This window comes from Pseudomonas sp. Sample_11, from assembly GCF_004307505.1.
Lineage (GTDB): Bacteria > Pseudomonadota > Gammaproteobacteria > Pseudomonadales > Pseudomonadaceae > Aquipseudomonas > Aquipseudomonas atacamensis.
Map to the genome: position 1 here is coordinate 45,741 of NZ_RCOD01000021.1, position 17,536 is coordinate 63,276.

General features: G+C 59.2%; 11 protein-coding genes. 5 read left to right on the forward strand and 6 right to left on the reverse strand.

Annotated elements, in window-relative coordinates:
- Positions 1 to 215 precede the first annotated feature (215 nt).
- The 4 genes from putP (at position 216) to D8U60_RS04555 (ending at position 5,418) form a co-directional block, all read left to right on the forward strand.
- Positions 216 to 1,700, forward strand: a complete 1,485-nt coding sequence (putP, locus tag D8U60_RS04540; RefSeq protein ID WP_016772011.1) for a sodium/proline symporter PutP — start codon at positions 216 to 218, stop codon at positions 1,698 to 1,700.
- Between the two features lie 347 nt (positions 1,701 to 2,047).
- On the forward strand, positions 2,048 to 4,063 hold the full coding sequence (gene tssI, locus D8U60_RS04545; RefSeq protein ID WP_130899565.1) for a type VI secretion system tip protein TssI/VgrG: 2,016 nt from the start codon (positions 2,048 to 2,050) through the stop codon (positions 4,061 to 4,063).
- Positions 4,053 to 4,766 carry a DUF4123 domain-containing protein gene (locus D8U60_RS04550; RefSeq protein WP_130899566.1) on the forward strand — a complete coding sequence of 238 codons (714 nt, stop codon included), beginning with the start codon at positions 4,053 to 4,055 and terminating at the stop codon, positions 4,764 to 4,766. The genes tssI and D8U60_RS04550 overlap by 11 nt, the downstream gene beginning before the upstream one ends.
- A 331-nt stretch (positions 4,767 to 5,097) precedes the next feature.
- Positions 5,098 to 5,418, forward strand: coding sequence for a hypothetical protein (locus D8U60_RS04555; protein WP_130899567.1), 321 nt, complete (start codon positions 5,098 to 5,100; stop codon positions 5,416 to 5,418).
- A 94-nt stretch (positions 5,419 to 5,512) separates the two neighbouring features.
- On the opposite strand, the gene D8U60_RS04560 is transcribed toward D8U60_RS04555, so the two are convergent.
- Positions 5,513 to 5,926, reverse strand: coding sequence for a hypothetical protein (locus D8U60_RS04560; RefSeq protein ID WP_130899568.1), 414 nt, complete (start codon positions 5,924 to 5,926; stop codon positions 5,513 to 5,515).
- A 406-nt stretch (positions 5,927 to 6,332) separates the two neighbouring features.
- On the opposite strand from D8U60_RS04560, the gene rlmJ reads away from it, so the two are divergent.
- The gene (gene rlmJ / locus D8U60_RS04565; RefSeq protein ID WP_122508537.1) at positions 6,333 to 7,169 is read left to right on the forward strand and encodes a 23S rRNA (adenine(2030)-N(6))-methyltransferase RlmJ; all 837 of its coding nucleotides are present in this window, start codon (positions 6,333 to 6,335) and stop codon (positions 7,167 to 7,169) included.
- A gap of 71 nt (positions 7,170 to 7,240) precedes the next feature.
- Here rlmJ and msrA read toward each other — a convergent pair whose 3' ends face one another.
- From msrA to aceE, 5 genes are all read right to left on the reverse strand, one after another.
- The gene (msrA, locus tag D8U60_RS04570; protein ID WP_122881215.1) at positions 7,241 to 7,891 is read right to left on the reverse strand and encodes a peptide-methionine (S)-S-oxide reductase MsrA; all 651 of its coding nucleotides are present in this window, start codon (positions 7,889 to 7,891) and stop codon (positions 7,241 to 7,243) included.
- A 202-nt stretch (positions 7,892 to 8,093) separates the two neighbouring features.
- Positions 8,094 to 10,790 (reverse strand): GGDEF and EAL domain-containing protein, encoded by a 2,697-nt coding sequence (locus tag D8U60_RS04580; protein ID WP_122699824.1) that lies wholly within the window; start codon positions 10,788 to 10,790, stop codon positions 8,094 to 8,096.
- Between the two features lie 254 nt (positions 10,791 to 11,044).
- Entirely contained in the window at positions 11,045 to 12,442 is a 1,398-nt protein-coding gene (locus D8U60_RS04585) for an alkaline phosphatase D family protein (protein ID WP_130899569.1), read from the reverse strand.
- 276 nt (positions 12,443 to 12,718) lie between these two features.
- Complete coding sequence (gene aceF / locus D8U60_RS04590; protein ID WP_130899570.1) at positions 12,719 to 14,680, reverse strand: dihydrolipoyllysine-residue acetyltransferase; 1,962 nt, start codon at positions 14,678 to 14,680, stop codon at positions 12,719 to 12,721.
- 11 nt (positions 14,681 to 14,691) lie between these two features.
- Positions 14,692 to 17,337: a pyruvate dehydrogenase (acetyl-transferring), homodimeric type gene (aceE, locus tag D8U60_RS04595; RefSeq protein ID WP_024011316.1), complete on the reverse strand. Its 2,646-nt coding sequence runs from the start codon at positions 17,335 to 17,337 to the stop codon at positions 14,692 to 14,694.
- Positions 17,338 to 17,536 lie beyond the last annotated feature (199 nt).

A 17,536-nucleotide genomic window follows, 5' to 3' on the forward strand; every position in this document is an offset into this window, starting at 1 on the left:
ACTAATTCTCGCGAAACTGGTTGCACCTTATTTGCTTTGTTGCATAGCATTCGCCGCCAAGGTGCAACCGGGAATAACCCGGTGCATCGGCTGATGGCTTTCCTGGGGAAACATCAGTCTTAAATGCGCGGGATCCCGGATCGTCTGCCAAACGTCGTCGTTTGCGAGCGGTTCACCACCGCCGCTACATAAAAACAAAGCCAGGGCGTAACTCAATGAGCGTAAGCAATCCAACCCTGATCACGTTCGTGATCTACATCGCAGCAATGGTGCTGATCGGCTTGATGGCCTATCGCTCCACCAACAACCTTTCCGACTATATTCTCGGTGGTCGCAGCCTCGGCAGCGTCGTCACCGCGCTGTCTGCCGGTGCCTCCGACATGAGCGGCTGGTTGCTGATGGGCCTGCCGGGCGCTATCTACATGTCCGGTCTGTCCGAAAGCTGGATCGCCATCGGCCTGATCGTCGGTGCCTACCTGAACTGGCTGTTTGTCGCCGGCCGTCTGCGTGTGCAGACCGAGCACAACGGCGATGCCCTGACTCTGCCGGATTACTTTTCCAGCCGTTTCGAAGATAAAAGCGGCTTGCTGCGGATTATCTCGGCGATCGTGATTCTGGTGTTCTTTACCATCTACTGCGCTTCCGGCATCGTCGCTGGTGCCCGTCTGTTCGAAAGCACGTTTGGCATGACCTATGAAACGGCGCTGTGGGCCGGTGCTGCGGCGACGATTGCCTACACCTTCATCGGCGGTTTCCTCGCGGTGAGCTGGACCGACACCGTACAAGCCACGCTGATGATCTTCGCGCTGATCCTTACGCCGATCATCGTCCTGCTGGCCACAGGCGGCGTTGACACCACGTTCCTCGCCATCGAAGCGCAAGATCCAAGCAACTTCGACATGCTCAAAGGCACAACCTTCATCGGCATCATCTCGCTGATGGGCTGGGGTCTGGGCTACTTCGGCCAGCCGCACATCCTCGCGCGTTTCATGGCGGCGGATTCGGTGAAGTCGATCGCCAAGGCTCGTCGCATTTCCATGGCCTGGATGATCCTGTGCCTGGGCGGCACCGTTGCGGTGGGCTTCTTCGGTATCGCTTACTTCTCGGCGCACCCGGAAGTCGCCGGTCCTGTGACCGAGAACCCGGAGCGCGTGTTCATCGAACTGGCGAAAATCCTCTTCAACCCATGGGTTGCCGGTGTACTGCTGTCGGCCATTCTGGCTGCGGTGATGAGCACCCTGAGCTGCCAGTTGCTGGTGTGCTCGAGCGCCCTGACCGAAGACTTCTATAAAGCCTTCCTGCGCAAGTCCGCTTCGCAACTGGAGCTGGTCTGGGTCGGTCGTGCCATGGTGCTGCTGGTAGCCCTGATCGCTATCGCATTGGCTGCCAACCCGGAAAACCGCGTACTGGGCCTGGTGTCCTACGCCTGGGCCGGTTTCGGTGCTGCATTCGGTCCGGTGGTGCTGATTTCGGTGGTCTGGAAAGACATGACCCGCAACGGCGCACTGGCCGGTATTCTGGTCGGCGCGATCACCGTGGTGGTCTGGAAGCATTTCGAACTGCTGGGTCTGTACGAAATCATTCCGGGCTTCATCTTCGCCAGCCTGGCCATCTACTTTGTCAGCAAGGCGGGTGAACCGACTCGCGGCATGGTTGAGCGTTTCGAGGCAGCGGAAAAAGACTTCCATCTTAACAAGTGATGGACTGAGCTTCGGCTCACATGAAAACGGCCCGCTTCCTAGAGGAAGCGGGCCGTTTTTTGTTGCCTGTGGTTCTTCAAGAACACTGAAGAACCCTGTGGGAGCTGGCTTGCCAGCGATGACGGTGTGTCAGTCAGCGATAAGTTGAATGTGCCGACCTCATCGCTGGCAAGCCAGCTCCCACAGGGACACTGACCGGCTTGAAGAAATGTCTGTAGTCAAAGTGCTAATTTCTAAAGGTCCTTTCAGCAATCCACGTAGGGCAAATCTGAATTTCCCGTCACCTGCTCGGCACCCCTTGCCCCTCATGCAGAATCGCCCGCCCTCACACTGCAGAGAGACATCGGATGTTCGCGCCTGCCAATCAACCGCGTTTCACGTTGACCCTCGAAGGCGCCCGGCATGACCTCAAGGTCCTTGAGTTCACGGGCAGGGAAGCCATCAGCCAACCCTTTCGCTTCGAGCTGGAACTGGTCAGCGAGCGGCCGGACCTGGATCTGGAAAGCCTGCTGCATGGTCAGGCGTTTCTGAGTTTCGATGCTCAGGGTTGCGGTATTCATGGTCAGATTTATCAGGTCGGGCAGGGCGATTCCGGGAAACGTCTGACACGCTATCACCTCAGCCTTGTCCCGCGTCTGACGTATCTGGGGCATCGCATCAACCAGCGGATTTTTCAGCATCAGAGCGTGCCGCAGATCATCACGCAGATCCTCAAGGATCATTCGATCCTGCGCGATGCCTTTGAATTTCGCCTGGGCAGCGAATACCCGGAGCGCGAATACTGCGTGCAATACGCCGAAAGCGATCTGGCCTTCATCCAGCGTCTGTGTGCCGAAGTCGGCATTCATTACCATTTTCAACACAGCCCCGAAGGCCATTTGCTGGTGTTCGGCGACGACCAGACCGTGTTCCCCAAGCTGCCCGCGCCAACGCTGTATCTGCCGGGCAGCGGCATGTCGGCGGGCGCGCCGGCGATTCAACGGTTCAACGTGCGCGTGGAAACCCGCACCAGCGTTGTCACCCGGCGCGACTACAATTTCGAGAAACCACGGCTGTCACTGGAAAGTCGCAGTGACGGCGAGCAGCGTCCGGTGCTGGAGGACTATCACTTCCCCGGCCAATTCAGTGATCGTGAAACCGGCAAACAGCTGACTCGGCGAGCGCTGGAACGGCACGTCGCCGATTACCGTCAGGCCGAGGGCAGCAGCGACGAGTCTTCATTGGTCTGCGGGCATTTCCTGCAACTCACCGAGCATCCGCGCAGCGACTGGAATGATCTGTGGTTGCTCACCTGTGTCGAGCATCGCGGCCGTCAGCCGCAGGTGCTGGAGGAATCGGTGACCAGCGATGGCGAATCCTTCCAGGGCTACCGCAATACTTTCGTCGCCACGCCGTGGGACGTGGTCTTTCGTCCGGCACTGTGCCCGGAAAAACCGCGCATGTCGGGCTACCAACCTGCCGTGGTCACCGGCCCGAAAGACCTGGAAATCCATTGCGATGAATACGGACGGGTCAAAGTGCAACTGGCCTGGGATCGTGATGGCGAACTCAACGAGCACTCCAGTTGCTGGCTGCGCGTCGCGACCGGTTGGGCTCACGATCACTACGGCAGCGTGTTGATTCCGCGAGTCGGCATGGAAGTGCTGGTCGGCTTCATTGATGGCGATGCCGATAAGCCGCTGGTCATGGGTTGCCTGCCGAATGCGGCGACCCCGGTGCCGCTGGATCTGCCGGCAGACAAGACCCGCAGTATCTTCCGCAGCCAGAGCAGCCCTGGCGGTGGCGGTTATAACGAACTGCGCATCGAGGATAAAAAAGGCGCCGAGGAAATCTACCTGCGTGCCCAGCGCAACTGGACCCAGCATGTGCTCAACGACCAGCAGCTGCAGGTCGATAATCAGCGCAATGTGGTGGTCACCGGCACCGCTCGCCATGAACTCAAGGCCGACGAGCAACGCATCACCCACGGCCAGCGCCAGACCGAAGTCAGGCAGGATGATCATTTGTCCGTGCTCGGCGACCGGCAGGTGCGGGTGAACAGCCAGGCCACCAGCGCCTCGGCGCAGATCCATATCAGCGCAGGCCAGCAAGTGGTCATTGATGGCGGCGCGAGCGCGACGATTCAGGCCGGGGGACAGTGGATCAACATTGGTCCCGGCGGAATTTTCAGCAGCGTGCCGATTGTTGTGGGCGGCGCGCCAATGGTGGCGACCAGTGCTGCGCCGGTGGTGCCGGGGTTGCCGGAGAAACTGGCCGCTGCGCCAGCGGCGATTCTCACTGCTGCACAGATCATGAGTCTCAAAGGTGATGCGCCTTTCTGCGAAGAGTGTGAGCGGTGTAAGGATGGTGTTTGTGCAGCGTGAGGAATTGACACCCGAACAATGGCTGGCACGGCAGCCGCTGCATGCGTCGGAGCAACTGTTCGCCATTTTCAGCCGCGCCAGCGACGCCAATGCATTCAAAGCTTGGCAGGGCACAGCGAATCCAGTCTGGGCCGAGACCATTTATGCCGAGTGGGACGCGGTGATGCCCTATGTGGGAATTGTCGCTGCAGACAGTGAGTTTTTACGTTGGGTGGCGGAAACAGAATCCCGGGATTGGGGATGGTTGGCGGTGTCTTCGGCAGATTTGGAAGTGCTGGTCGAACATTTCCGCAGCCTGACTCAAGTGCTGATGCCGGACGGTAAAGCGGTGTTTTTCCGCTTTTGGGATGGTCGGTTTCTGCTGCCTCTTTTGCACTCTGACGAGGTCATTCCCGCGCAATGGCTGCCAGTCGTTTCACGAGCCTTGATCAATGGCCAGGCCATTGAAATCGGGGGCCGTGCGCTGGTTTCGGGGCGGGTCTTTCCGTGGTGGAGCGTGCCGCAATCGCTGTTGGCGCAGACTGATGCAAGCGTACGCATCGCCAATGCTTTGCAATGGCTGAGCGAGGAGCAACCGGCCGTGTTCGAGGCGTTTCCCGAGGCTGTTTTGCGCTGCAAGGTCGGGCAGTTTTTCAAATTATCGATGTCGGAAGATTCGTCACGATCGGCGCTTCTGGAGTTTTTGCTGGCAGAGGCAGAGTGAAATTTCGGGGCAAACGCTTCGGACGTTTCCTTCGAATCGCGGCGGTTTTCATGAACTGGTGCGCGGTGAGTTGCAGGGATAGTCTTTTCGTTGTCGCCACGAGAGCGGTGGCAGGGTGAAGGATCCCCGCATTCATGACGTTACAGTTCGTTGGCTTTTTGCGGCACTTGGTTCAAGTCCGTAAGATCGTTCGCGGCGGCTGTGCGTGGGGCACGCTTCGGCGTGGCCGAGGTCCATGATTGCTCGGTTCCTACTCCCGCGCACAGCTGCCACCCTAACCCGTAGGAAGGTGTGATGGCGGCTCACGTTTATCAATCATGGGACCCGGAAAATGACCAATAAGCATACTGATTCACCCTACGAAAAAATCACCCCTCACCCCGACAACCGCTTCATGGCCCTTACCGGCAATTGCAGCGACATGCCCAGCCTGTTCGTCGACACCCATGTGCCCCTCGACATCCTCATGGACGCCGCCAACTATCGCATCCGCGCCGTGGTCCAGGTCCTGGAAAACATGTGCATGCGCGGCTCGATCGAATGCGACTCCGTGATCCTCAGCGACTTCGCCCTGCTGTGCGCCATCCCATTGCGTGATGGCTGTGATGTGCTCGATGTCATCGGCAAGCGCCTGCGCAGCTTGCCCGCCTGAAGATCGAAAGGCCGCAGCCTTCGGCAGAGTGAGCGCCTATCCCATGTAGGAGCCGCCGAAGGCTGCGATCTTTTGATTGACTGAAATCGGGGGGTCAGTCAGAGATGTAGGCATCTTGGGTTTTGATAAAGCGGTTGAACGCTTCGGAGTTGTAGATCTTCAGGCACGCCAGGAACACCACTTTTTCATTTGAGTGTTTGCTGCGTGAAGGTGTCTGCTGGTAAGCCGCCGATATGTAGCTCAGTGTTTCTTTATAGGGATCGTGCAGCACTTGCAGCGTGTCTTCATCTTGCAGGATGGAATGTAGGCCGTTGCCCATGAATGAATAGGCATTGGCGGACAGCGCAATGTCTTTTTCCAGCGCTGAGCGTTCGTTGAATGGCTTCAGAATGCAGTGGCTCAGCCCGTAGTTCTTTAGTGTCTGGCGTGCCTGTTCAACGTGAGTTTCGTCGGCAAGGGCGAGGTATGGACTTAGAAGGCTGAGTGAACAGATGATGAGATACCGCATGAGTTTTTGACTTCCTGTCGTTCATGGTTAGCCAGTTTAACGCCATAAAAGCAAAGCCCCTCACCCTGGCCCTCTCCCAGAGGGAGAGGGGACTGACCGAGTTGTCTGGGTGATGTACGCCGACCTGCGACTTCAGTGGTGAACTTCGCTTGGCCAAGCCTGGATGGTGGTGTTCTTTCTGGGGACTGGTCGTGTGACGACTTGCGACTTGGGCGCTTATCTACGCTTGGCCAAGCCTGAGATCACGTCGATCATTCAGGTCGATGTAACTCGCAAGATCACCACCATCAGTCCCCTCTCCCTCCGGAGAGGGTTGGAGTGAGGGCAGGCTTTTGTCCACTCGGCTGCGAACCCCTGACTTGCCGCCCGGTAAAAGGTAAACTTTGCGGCCCTCGCAGGAGCAGCCATGAATTATCGTCACGCCTTCCATGCCGGCAATCACGCCGATGTGTTCAAACACCTGACCTTGACCCGCCTCATAGCCCTGATGTCGCGCAAGGAGCAGCCGTTTGCCTATCTCGACACGCACGCCGGCATCGGTCTGTATGACTTGCAGGGCGATCAGGCCAATCGCACCGGCGAGTACCTGGAAGGCATTGCGCGGTTGTGGGATCAGCCGGACCTGCCGGCGCTGACTGCCGACTATATGAAGGTGCTGCACGAGATGAACCCGGATGGCCAGTTGCGCTATTACCCGGGTTCGCCGGAGCTGGCGCGGCGCCTGACGCGGCCGCAGGATCGGGTGATGCTCAACGAGAAGCACCCCGAAGATGGCGTGTTGCTCAAGGACAACATGGCCGGCGATCGTCGGGTAAAAGTGCATCTGGGCGAGGGCTGGCACGTGGCGCGGGCGATGTTGCCGGTGCAGGAAAAGCGCGCGGTGATGCTGATCGATCCGCCGTTCGAGCAACTGGACGAGATGCAGCGTTGCGCGGCGTCGATGAAAGAAGCCATCGGCCGCATGCGCCAGACCGTGGCTGCGATCTGGTATCCGGTGAAGGATCAGCGTGCACTGCGGCGTTTCTATCAGGACCTGGCAGGCACCGGTGCGCCGAAGTTACTGCGCGTCGAGTTGCTGGTGCATCCGCTGGATACGCCGAACAGCCTGAACGGTTCCGGGCTGGCGATCGCCAATCCGCCGTGGGGGCTGGAAGAAGAATTGCGTGAGTTGCTGCCGTGGTTGTCGAAGAAGCTGGGGCAGACTCAGGGTGGCTGGCAGATGGATTGGTTGATTGCGGAATGAAGCTACAAGCTACAAGCTACAAGCTGAAGCGAAAACAGCGCTTGCAGCTTGAAGCTTGCCGCTAGCAGCTTTTAGTTCGGCATGCACACACCGGTGCCGCCAATCCCGCAGTAACCTTCAGGGTTCTTCGCCAGATACTGCTGGTGATACGCCTCGGCAAAGTACACGGGCGGGGCCTGGTCGATCTCGGTGCTGATTTCACCCAGACCGGCCTTGGCCAGTTCCGCCTGATACACGTCTTTGCTTTTCAGTGCCGCATCCAGTTGCTCCGGGGTGGTCGCGTAGATCACTGAGCGGTACTGAGTGCCGATGTCGTTGCCCTGACGCATGCCCTGAGTCGGGTTGTGCAGTTCCCAGAACATCGCCAGCAGCTCTTCATAGCTGACTTGGGCCTTGTCATACACCACCAAGACCACTTCGGCGTGGCCGGTCAGGCCCGAGCAGACTTCTTCGTACGTCGGGTTTGGCGTGAAGCCGCCGGCGTAACCGACCACGGTGCTGACCACGCCTTCGCGCTGCCAGAAGCGTCGTTCCGCGCCCCAGAAGCAACCCAGACCGAAAATCGCGAAGTCGACGTCCTGAAAGAATGGACCGAGCAGCGGGGTGTCTTCGAAGACGAAGTGTTTTTCCGGCAGGGTCATCGGGGTTTCGCGGCCGGGCAGGGCTTGTTCTTTGGTTGGAAGCACGTTTTTGTTCACCAGAATTTCCGAGCGCAGAACCATGAGCGTTCCTCTCAGTCAGGTTGGAGGTAAAAAGCCAGACCGCCAGTGTGCCGAATGATGCCGAGTTAATCACTACCCAATGTAGGAGCTGCCGAAGGCTGCGATCTTTTGATTTTGCTTTTTAAAAACCAGATCAAAAGATCGCAGCCTTCGGCAGCTCCTACAGGGGGCGGCATGTTATGGCGAGAATGGGGTAGAGGGGTTAGAGACAGAGCGGGCCGCGCGGATAGCGTTTGAGCGCTTTGATCAGCTCATCACCCGGAATCGGACGGTCGAACAGATAACCCTGACCGACGTCGCAACGATGCCGACGCAGGAACGCCAGTTGCTCGGCGGTTTCGATGCCTTCGGCGACGACCTTGAGTTTCAGGTTGTGGGCCATGGCGATCACGGCGGAGGTGATTTCCATGTCGTCCTGGTTGTCCGGGATTTCGTGGATGAAGCTGCGATCGATCTTGATGATGTCGATCGGGAATTTCTTCAGATAGCTCAGCGACGAGTACCCGGTGCCGAAGTCATCCATGGCCAGGGTCAGGCCCAGGCGTTTGAGCTGGTCGAGCTGCAAATGCGTGTCTTCGGTGGCTTCCAGCAACAAGCCTTCGGTCAGCTCGAGTTCGAGCAGACTGGCCGGCAGCGCTTCTTCCCTGAGGATGTTGGCGATCGAGGCGACCAGATCCGGATCGGAGAACTGTTTCGGTGACAGATTGATTGCCACTTGCAGATTGCCCAGGCCGGCAGCGGTCAGGGATTTGCTCATGCGGCAGGCCTGACGGGCGATCCATTTGCCGATCGGAATGATCAGGCCGGTTTCCTCGGCGACGCTGATGAACTGGTCCGGGCGAATCATGCCGCGTTCCGGGTGGTTCCAGCGCAACAGCGCTTCCATGCCCAGCAGGCGACCGCTGCGCAGGCACAGCTTGGGCTGGTAGAACACGTCCAGTTCGTTCTGCGTGAGGGCGCGGCGCAGGTTGTTCTCGACGAACAGTTTGTAACTGGCTTCGGCGTTCAGCGCTTCAGTGAACACCTGCAACTGGTGTTTGCCGTTGGCCTTGGCCTTGTGCAGTGCCAGGCCGGCGTTGCGCATCAGGGTTTGCGGATCGCGCCCGTGTAGCGGCGCGCAGGCCAGGCCGACGGAGCCGGTGACGCTGATCAATTGGTTATCGACGAACATCGGCTTGTCGAGGGTCATCAGCAACTGACTGGCGATCTGCTGCCCGGCTTCAAGGTCGGTGTCGTCGAGCAACACGGCGAATTCGTTACTGGCAAAACGCGCCAGGCTGCCACTCGGGCTGAGGCTGTTGCGCAGGCGCCGGGCGAGGCTGATCAACAGTTTGTCGCCAGTCTGGTGGCCGAGGCTGTCGTTGATCCGCTTGAAATTGTCGATGTCCACCAGCAACAGGCTGATCGGCGTGTCGCTGTCGCGGGCGAAGCGCTCATCGAGATTGCGGATGAAGGCCGGACGGTTGCCGAGGTTGGTCAGGTTGTCGGTGTAGGCCAGGCGCTCGATACGTTGCTGCGCGAGTTTGGTCTGAGTGATGTCTTCGTAGATGCCGATGTAATGCGTCAGCTCACGGTTATCGCCATAGACCTTGGAGATCGACAGCTGGCCCCAGTACGGTTCGAGGTTCTTGCGTCGGCTCTTGAATTCGCCCTGCCAGCTGTTGCTCTGGGCCAGCGCCGAGGGCGCATCGAACAGCAGCTCGCTGAGATTTTCCAGGGCGGGCAGTTCCGACAGGCGCTGACCGTGGACTTCCTCGGTGGTGTACTGGGTGATCGCGGTGAAGCTCGGGTTGACGTACTCGACCACGCCGTCGCAGTTGACCAGCAAGAAGGCGTTGGCGCTTTGCTCGACCGCGCGCTGAAACAGGTGCAGGGCGCTGGTGGCAGTGCGGCGGTTGTGGTTGTTGATCACTTGTGCGAACTGGTCGGCCAGTTCGCCGGCAAAGGCGATTTCGTCGGACTGCCAGGCGCGGGTGACGCCGGTCTGTTCCAGGCACAACACGCCGACTACCTGGCCGTCGACGCGAATGCTGGCATCGAGCATGGCGTTGACGTCACGCGGACGCATCGCCTCGGCCATCTCGCGGGTGCGCGGGTCGTGCATGGCGTTGTGCGCATCGATGGCGCGGCTGCTGTGCAGCGCTTCCATGTAATCGGGGAAGCCGCTGATATCGATCGGCTCTGGCAGGATGTATTCCTGGGTCGCGCGGTGGTAGGCGGAGATCGGCAGCAAGCGCTGGCCTTCGAGGTTCCACAGGCTGGCGCAGTCGATTTCGTAGATATCGCAGGCGCAGCGGGTGATCAGCTCGGCGGCTTCCTGCAGCGAGTTGTGCGTGCTGTAGCGCTGGCGTGCGAGCAGCAGAATCAGATCCTGCTGGGCACGCACGCGTTCCAGATGCTGCAGTTGTTCCTGCTGGGCACGCTGGTTCAGCTCAAGGGCGATTTGCAGGCGCGAGTTCTGGGTTTCCAGATCCACCGAAGGCAGCGCCTGGGTTTCGTCGAACACCTCGTCGACGGCCAGCAGGTAGCCGCGCAGCAAATGCCGGTTGTGCTGTTTGTAGGCTTCGCCCAGCTCGAGCATGTTCAACGCGCCGGCGGCGGTGTGCAGGGTGTAGCGCACCACGTAATGCGCGCTTTTGCTCAGTTGTTGCTGGATCGCGTCATGCAGTTGATAGCGCGCTTCGGGCTCCATCAGGCTGGCGTAGGGCGAGCCGACCAGTGCGCAGAGCTCGACGGCCGGCTGGCCAAACTGGCGTTCGCAGTTGGGATCGAGGAACAGCATTGCCCAACTGGCTTCATTCAAGCGCTCGAAACGCAGCATGCCGAGCCGCGAGGGCACCGGCAACTGCGTCACTACCTCGGCCGCCATACGGCTGGCGGCATCGGGCTGGCTCTTCATGAAGGAAACTCGCTTGGAAATATGCTGAATGCGCCGGGCTCTCGCCCTCTTGTCTGTTGGCTGCGGCAAGGTTGCATCATTGCGGCACCGACTGACAAGAGAGATGAAGGCCAAGTGCTATAAGAATATGTCGGCTGCAGTGAACATTTCTCCAGCGTCTGGGGCAAAAGAACAAAAGATCGCTGCCTTGCAACGCTCCAACAAGGGAATGCGCCTCATGTAGGAGCTGCCGAAGGCTGCGATCTTTTGGGGTCTCAACGCAATTTCATGCTGATCGATTGCAGCAATTTGCCGTCACGATCGTGATACTCGACCAGAATCCGGTCAGCCTCAACGACCACATGCGCAAAATTGTCCTGACTCACCACGGCACTGGTGAGCTCGTGCCGATAATCCCCGGCTGCCGTGCGCATCAGCGGTTGATCGAGGATGAACGTTGAAGCCTTGGCATACGGCAGCAATTTGCTGTTGTGCAACGGCGAGGACACGATGGTGTGCACTTCGAAATCGGTGTCCTCGCTGTGACTCAAGCGACTGGTCAGCGAGCCATGGACGTCGCCGGAGACGAACACCACGTTCTTGATCCGGTGAGTGCGGATGGTTTCCAGCAGCCGCAGACGCTGCTCGGGAAAAGCTTTCCAGGCATCGTCACCGTTGAACTTGCGATCGGGATAGAACATCACGCTGGTCACCACGAATTTCACCCGTGCCGGGCTATGGATCAGCCATTGCAGCAGGGCCTGTTCCTGCTCGATGTCGAGAATGCGCCGGTCATCCTCAGACAAGTTGCGTCGGGTGCGGCTGTCGGTGACGAACCAGGCGATATCGCTGTCGCCGAACTGATACCAATAATGCTTCAAGGTATTCCGGTCTATCTGGCCCTCGCTGTTATATGCGTAAACCGGGCTGTGGCTGGCTTGATAAAGTTCATAAGCGGCCATGGCGTTGCGATACAAGTCCTTGTCCGCATCTTTTGCATTGGCGGGCCAGTTATCTTCTATTTCATGATCGTCGAGCATCATGTAAGTCGATGTATTGGACATCAATCGTTGAATATTCGGTTGCGAAAATGCCGTTCGATACTTCTTCAGAATGTCTTTGGCTTCGCGATCCGGTGCAATGATATTCAAATCATCTACATACACTTGATCGCCGGTCATGATCACCGCGCTGACGGGTAGATGACTGCTCTCGACAAGTTGATTGATCGAGCCAAAGATGCGATCGCCCAGTTGCGGCAACGAGGCGATGCCTGCGGTGATCCGCAGATAACGGCAAGATCCGACGATAAAGCCCCGGGGCTGGCTGGCTTGCGCGGTGCGGGTACGAAAGCGGTAGAGCTGTCGCGGCCATTGCAGTGGAAACTCCACCACTGTGTCGATGGTGTGTACCGGATTCATCGGGCTTAACCAGCCGGCTTGATATTCGTATTCACAATCGGCGTCCAGATCCTGTAATACCAGTACGCCCGACATGTCGTTGGCTGGATGCAAAAGTGCAAATACGCTGTTGGACCATTTTTCCGTTCCGGCCTTGCGCGCGCGAACTCCGGCAAATACGCGTTTTTTGTCCTGTTGTTCGCCGCGCATGAAAATGCGAACTTCGTTAGTTGTGGCGTGGCCCACGATGGGGCCGATAGTCGGTTTGAACATGATCGATTCCGTTCGAGATTTTAATAAGATGAATTAAATAAGCGGAGCGCATTGAAGCAACTTTCCTGAGCAGAGGTTAGTTGGCCGGCGGCAGAAAATATTGGCGTTAAGTGGACCAGACCTGTGGCCGATGTCAGCGCAGGTTGTAGGAAAGAGGCGCGATCCGGTTTATTTCAGGCAAAAAAAAGCCCCGTCAATTGACGGGGTTGAGGTACGAGCGTGTGGCGCTCGAAAGGGTGCAGCAAGCGGCCCTCCGTCGCCGGAGGGCCGTTTGGGTTACAGCAGGATGGTGCGGATGTCGCCCAACAGGCTGCCCAGACGCTGAGTGAAGCGTGCAGCTGCAGCGCCGTTGATCACGCGGTGATCGTAGGACAGCGACAGTGGCAGCATCAGCTTCGGCTGGAAGGCTTTGCCGTCCCAGACTGGCTGGATGGTTGCCTTGGAAACACCGAGGATCGCCACTTCCGGCGCGTTGACGATCGGCGTGAAGCCGGTGCCGCCAATGTGGCCGAGGCTGGAAATGGTGAAGCAGGCGCCCTGCATCTCGTCCGAGGACAGCTTCTTGGTGCGGGCTTTTTCAGCCAGCGAAGCCGCTTCAGCAGCCAGTTGCAGCAGGCTCTTCTGGTCGACGTTCTTGATCACCGGCACCAGCAGGCCATCCGGAGTGTCGACGGCGAAGCCGATGTTCACGTATTTCTTGCGGATGATCGCCTTGCCACTTGGTGCCAGCGAACTGTTGAAGTCCGGCAACTCCTTGAGCAGGTGCGCGCAGGTCTTGAGCAGCAGCGGCAGGATGGTCAGCTTGACGCCAGCCTTCTCGGCCACGGCTTTCTGCGCTACACGGAAGGCTTCCAGCTCGGTGATGTCCGCCGAGTCGAATTGCGTGACGTGTGGCACGTTCAGCCAGCTGCGGTGCAGGTTGGCAGCGCCGACCTGCATCAGGCGGGTCATCGGCACTTCTTCGATTTCGCCGAAACGGCTGAAATCGACCACCGGGATCGGCGGGATGCCCGCGCCACCGGTAGCGCCGCCAGCAGCGGCCGGTGCTTCCTTGGCCTTCTGCATCATCGCCTTGACGTAAACCTGCACGTCTTCCTTGAGGATGCGACCGTGCGGACCGCTGGCGCCAACGGCGCTCAGCTCGACGCCGAACTCACGAGCCAGTTGACGCACGGCAGGGCCGGCGTGAACTTTGGCGCCCGGTTTCGCTGGTGTAGCAGCCGGTGCGGCGGCTGGAGCGGTGGCAGCAGGTGCAGCGGCAGCCGGAGCAGCAGGTGCCGGAGCGCTCGGTGCAGCAGCCGCAGCCGGGGCAGCAGCCGGGGCCGCGCCTTTGACTTTGAGCTTGAGGATCAGGTCGCCGGTGCCGACTTCGTCATCCAGCTTGATCGAAACGCTTTCGACCACGCCAGCGGCAGGCGATGGAATTTCCATGCTCGCCTTGTCGGATTCCAGGGTGATCAGCGACTGGTCGGCTTCGACGGTATCGCCGGCCTTGACCAGCACTTCGATGATCTTGGCTTTGCCAGCCGAACCGATGTCCGGAACGTGGATGTCCTGAACGCTGTCGGCAACCGGTGCAGCCGGAGCAGCAGCCGGGGCTGGCGCAGCGGCAGCAGGCGCAGCAGCCTGAGCCGGAGCGGCGGCAGCCGGGGCCGCAGCACCCGCCACTTCCAGATCCAGAATCAGATCGCCAGTGCCGACTTCGTCGTTGAGCTTGACGCTGATGGCCTTGACCACGCCAGCGGCAGGCGACGGGATTTCCATGCTCGCCTTGTCGGATTCCAGGGTGATCAGCGATTGATCAGCTTCGACGCTGTCGCCGACCTTGACCTGAATCTCGATGATCTGCGCCTTGCCCGACGAACCGATGTCCGGCACGTGCACTTGCTGTACCGAAGCGGCAGCAGGAGCAGCGGCAGGCGCGGCAGCAGCAGGTGCCGCAGCCGGTTTCTCTTCGGCTTTCGCAGCAGGTGCGGCGGCAGGTGCAGGGGCCGCTTCAGCGGCGCCCTCGACTTCCAGCTCGAGCAGTTCGTCGCCTTCTTTCAGACGGTCGCCCAGCTTCACTTTCAGGCTCTTGATGACGCCGGCTTTCGGGGCCGGCACTTCCATGCTGGCCTTGTCCGATTCCAGGGTCAGGATGCTCTGGTCGGCTTCGATGCGGTCGCCGACCTTCACAAACAGTTCAATTACTTCACCTTCACCGCTGCCGATGTCAGGTACGCGAATGAGTTCGCTCACAAAATGTCTCCTCAGCAGTCCAGTGGGTTGCGTTTTTCCGGGTCGATGCCGAACTTGGCGATGGCTTCGGCCACAACCTTAGGTTCGATATCACCACGGTCAGCCAGTGCTTCCAGGGCTGCCAACACCACGAAATGACGGTCGACTTCGAAGAAATGACGCAGTTTCTTGCGGCTGTCGCTGCGGCCGAAACCGTCGGTGCCCAAGACTTTGAATTCCTTGGACGGTACCCACTGACGGATCTGCTCGGCGAACAGCTTCATGTAGTCGGTAGAAGCAATGACCGGACCTTTACGGCCGTTCAGGCACTCTTCGACGTAGCTCAGCTTAGGCTTCTGGCCAGGCTTGAGACGGTTGCTGCGCTCTACAGCGAGGCCGTCGCGACGCAGTTCGTTGAAGCTGGTAACGCTCCAGACGTCAGCGCCGATGTTGAACTCTTCACGCAGGATCTTCGCCGCTTCACGTACTTCGCGCAGGATGGTGCCGGAGCCCATCAGCTGAACGTGGTGCGCCGCATCGCGGGTGTCTTCCTCGAGCAGGTACATGCCTTTCTTGATGCCTTCTTCGGCACCGGCCGGCATGGCTGGCTGCTGGTACGACTCGTTCATCACGGTGATGTAGTAGAAGATGTCCTGTTGCTCTTCGGTCATCTTCTTCATGCCGTCCTGAATGATCACCGCCAGCTCGTAGCCGTAGGTTGGATCGTAGGTGCGGCAGTTCGGGATGGTCGCGGCCAGCAGGTGGCTGTGACCGTCTTCGTGCTGCAGACCTTCACCGTTCAGGGTGGTACGGCCAGCGGTGCCGCCGATCAGGAAGCCACGGGTACGGCTGTCGCCAGCGGCCCAGGCCAGGTCGCCGATACGCTGGAAGCCGAACATCGAGTAGAAGATGTAGAACGGCAGCATTGGCTGGTTGTGGCTGGAGTACGAAGTACCGGCAGCGATGAACGAGCTCATGGCGCCTGCTTCGTTGATGCCTTCTTCAAGGATCTGACCTTTCTGGTCTTCCTTGTAGAACATCACCTGGTCTTTATCGACTGGCTCGTAGAGCTGGCCGACGGAGGAGTAGATACCCAGCTGACGGAACATGCCTTCCATACCGAAGGTACGGGCTTCGTCCGGGATGATCGGGACGATGCGCGGGCCGATTTCCTTGTCCTTGACCAGTTGCGCGAGGATCCGCACGAAAGCCATGGTGGTGGAAATTTCACGGTCGCCCGAGCCATCGAGGATGGCTTTCAGGGTGTCCAGGTCCGGAGTCGGTACGCTGAAGCTCTGCGCACGGCGCTGCGGCACGAAACCGCCCAGTGCGGCACGGCGCTCGGCGAGGTAACGGGCTTCGGCGCTGTTTGGCTCTGGCTTGAAGAACGGCAGGTTCTCCAGCTCTTCGTCCTTGACCGGGATGTCGAAGCGGTCGCGGAACAGCTTCAGGCTGTCGACGTCGACTTTCTTGGTGTTGTGCGCAGTGTTCTTCGCTTCGCCGGCACCGGTGCCATAACCCTTGATGGTCTTGGCGAGGATGACGGTCGGTTGTTCCTTGTGGTTGACCGCTTCGTGGTACGCCGCATAGACCTTGTACGGGTCGTGGCCGCCACGGTTGAGTTTCCAGATCTCGTCGTCGGACAGATCGGCAACCATTGCCTTGAGTTCAGGCGTGTTGAAGAAGTGCTCGCGAACGAACGCGCCGTCTTTGGCTTTGTAGTTCTGGTACTCGCCGTCGATGACTTCGTCCATGCGACGTTGCAGGATACCGTCGACGTCTTTGGCCAGCAGCGGGTCCCAGAAACGGCCCCAGATGACTTTGGTCACGTTCCACTGAGCGCCGCGGAACACGCCTTCGAGTTCCTGGATGATCTTGCCGTTGCCGCGAACCGGGCCGTCGAGGCGCTGCAGGTTGCAGTTGATGACGAAGATCAGGTTGTCCAGCTTCTCGCGGCCGGCCAGGGAGATCGCGCCCAGGGATTCCGGCTCGTCGCACTCGCCGTCGCCCAGGAAGCACCAGACTTTCTGTTTGCCCGGCTGGATGAAACCGCGGTGCTCCAGGTACTTCATGAAGCGCGCCTGGTAGATCGCCTGGATCGGACCCAGACCCATCGATACGGTCGGGAACTGCCAGAAGTCAGGCATCAGCCAAGGGTGCGGATAGGACGACAGGCCTTGACCATCGACTTCCTGACGGAAGTTGTTCATCTGGTCTTCGGTGATGCGGCCTTCCATGAATGCGCGGGCGTAAACGCCTGGCGAGGTGTGGCCCTGGAAGTAGATCAGGTCGCCGCCGTGTTCGTCGGTCGGGGCCTGGAAGAAATAGTTGAAGCCGATGTCATACAGGGTCGCACTGGAAGCGAAGCTGGAGATGTGACCACCCAGGTCCGAATCTCGCAGGTTCGTGCGCATTACCATGGCCATCGCGTTCCAGCGTACCAGCGAGCGAATGCGGCGTTCCATGAACAGGTCGCCAGGCATGCGTGCTTCGTGGGTAACGGGGATCGTGTTGCGGTAAGGCGTGGTGATCGCGTAAGGGAGCTGCGAGCCGCTGCGGGTCGCGAGTTCGCCCATACGGGTCATCAGATAGTGAGCACGGTCTTCGCCTTCTTTGTCGAGAACCGATTCCAGGGCGTCCAGCCATTCCTGGGTTTCGACGGGATCGAGGTCTTGCATGGCTTGCTCCAGGGCGGAAAGGCTTCCAGAATCGGTTGCCTGAGTTTGCGACTGGCCTTGTGGGCAGACGATTTAAAATTCTTGGATTGCCGACAGGTTGTTCCGGCGGCGTGTAGTTTTACTACAAATCTTCCGGCATTTCAGCCTTTCGAATGTATAGACGAGTAGTAAAACTACAGATGAAAGGCTTGTGGCCTCC

What these genes read in the sequence shown, in the direction of transcription:
- D8U60_RS04560 (WP_130899568.1), bottom strand. Translation starts at nt 5,926, where the DNA reads ATGCGGTATCTCATCATCTGTTCACTCAGCCTTCTAAGTCCATACCTC.
- D8U60_RS04580 (WP_122699824.1), bottom strand. Translation starts at nt 10,790, where the DNA reads ATGAAGAGCCAGCCCGATGCCGCCAGCCGTATGGCGGCCGAGGTAGTG.
- D8U60_RS04585 (WP_130899569.1), bottom strand. Translation starts at nt 12,442, where the DNA reads ATGTTCAAACCGACTATCGGCCCCATCGTGGGCCACGCCACAACTAAC.
- tssI (WP_130899565.1), top strand. Translation starts at nt 2,048, where the DNA reads ATGTTCGCGCCTGCCAATCAACCGCGTTTCACGTTGACCCTCGAAGGC.
- D8U60_RS04555 (WP_130899567.1), top strand. Translation starts at nt 5,098, where the DNA reads ATGACCAATAAGCATACTGATTCACCCTACGAAAAAATCACCCCTCAC.
- msrA (WP_122881215.1), bottom strand. Translation starts at nt 7,891, where the DNA reads ATGGTTCTGCGCTCGGAAATTCTGGTGAACAAAAACGTGCTTCCAACC.
- rlmJ (WP_122508537.1), top strand. Translation starts at nt 6,333, where the DNA reads ATGAATTATCGTCACGCCTTCCATGCCGGCAATCACGCCGATGTGTTC.
- aceE (WP_024011316.1), bottom strand. Translation starts at nt 17,337, where the DNA reads ATGCAAGACCTCGATCCCGTCGAAACCCAGGAATGGCTGGACGCCCTG.
- putP (WP_016772011.1), top strand. Translation starts at nt 216, where the DNA reads ATGAGCGTAAGCAATCCAACCCTGATCACGTTCGTGATCTACATCGCA.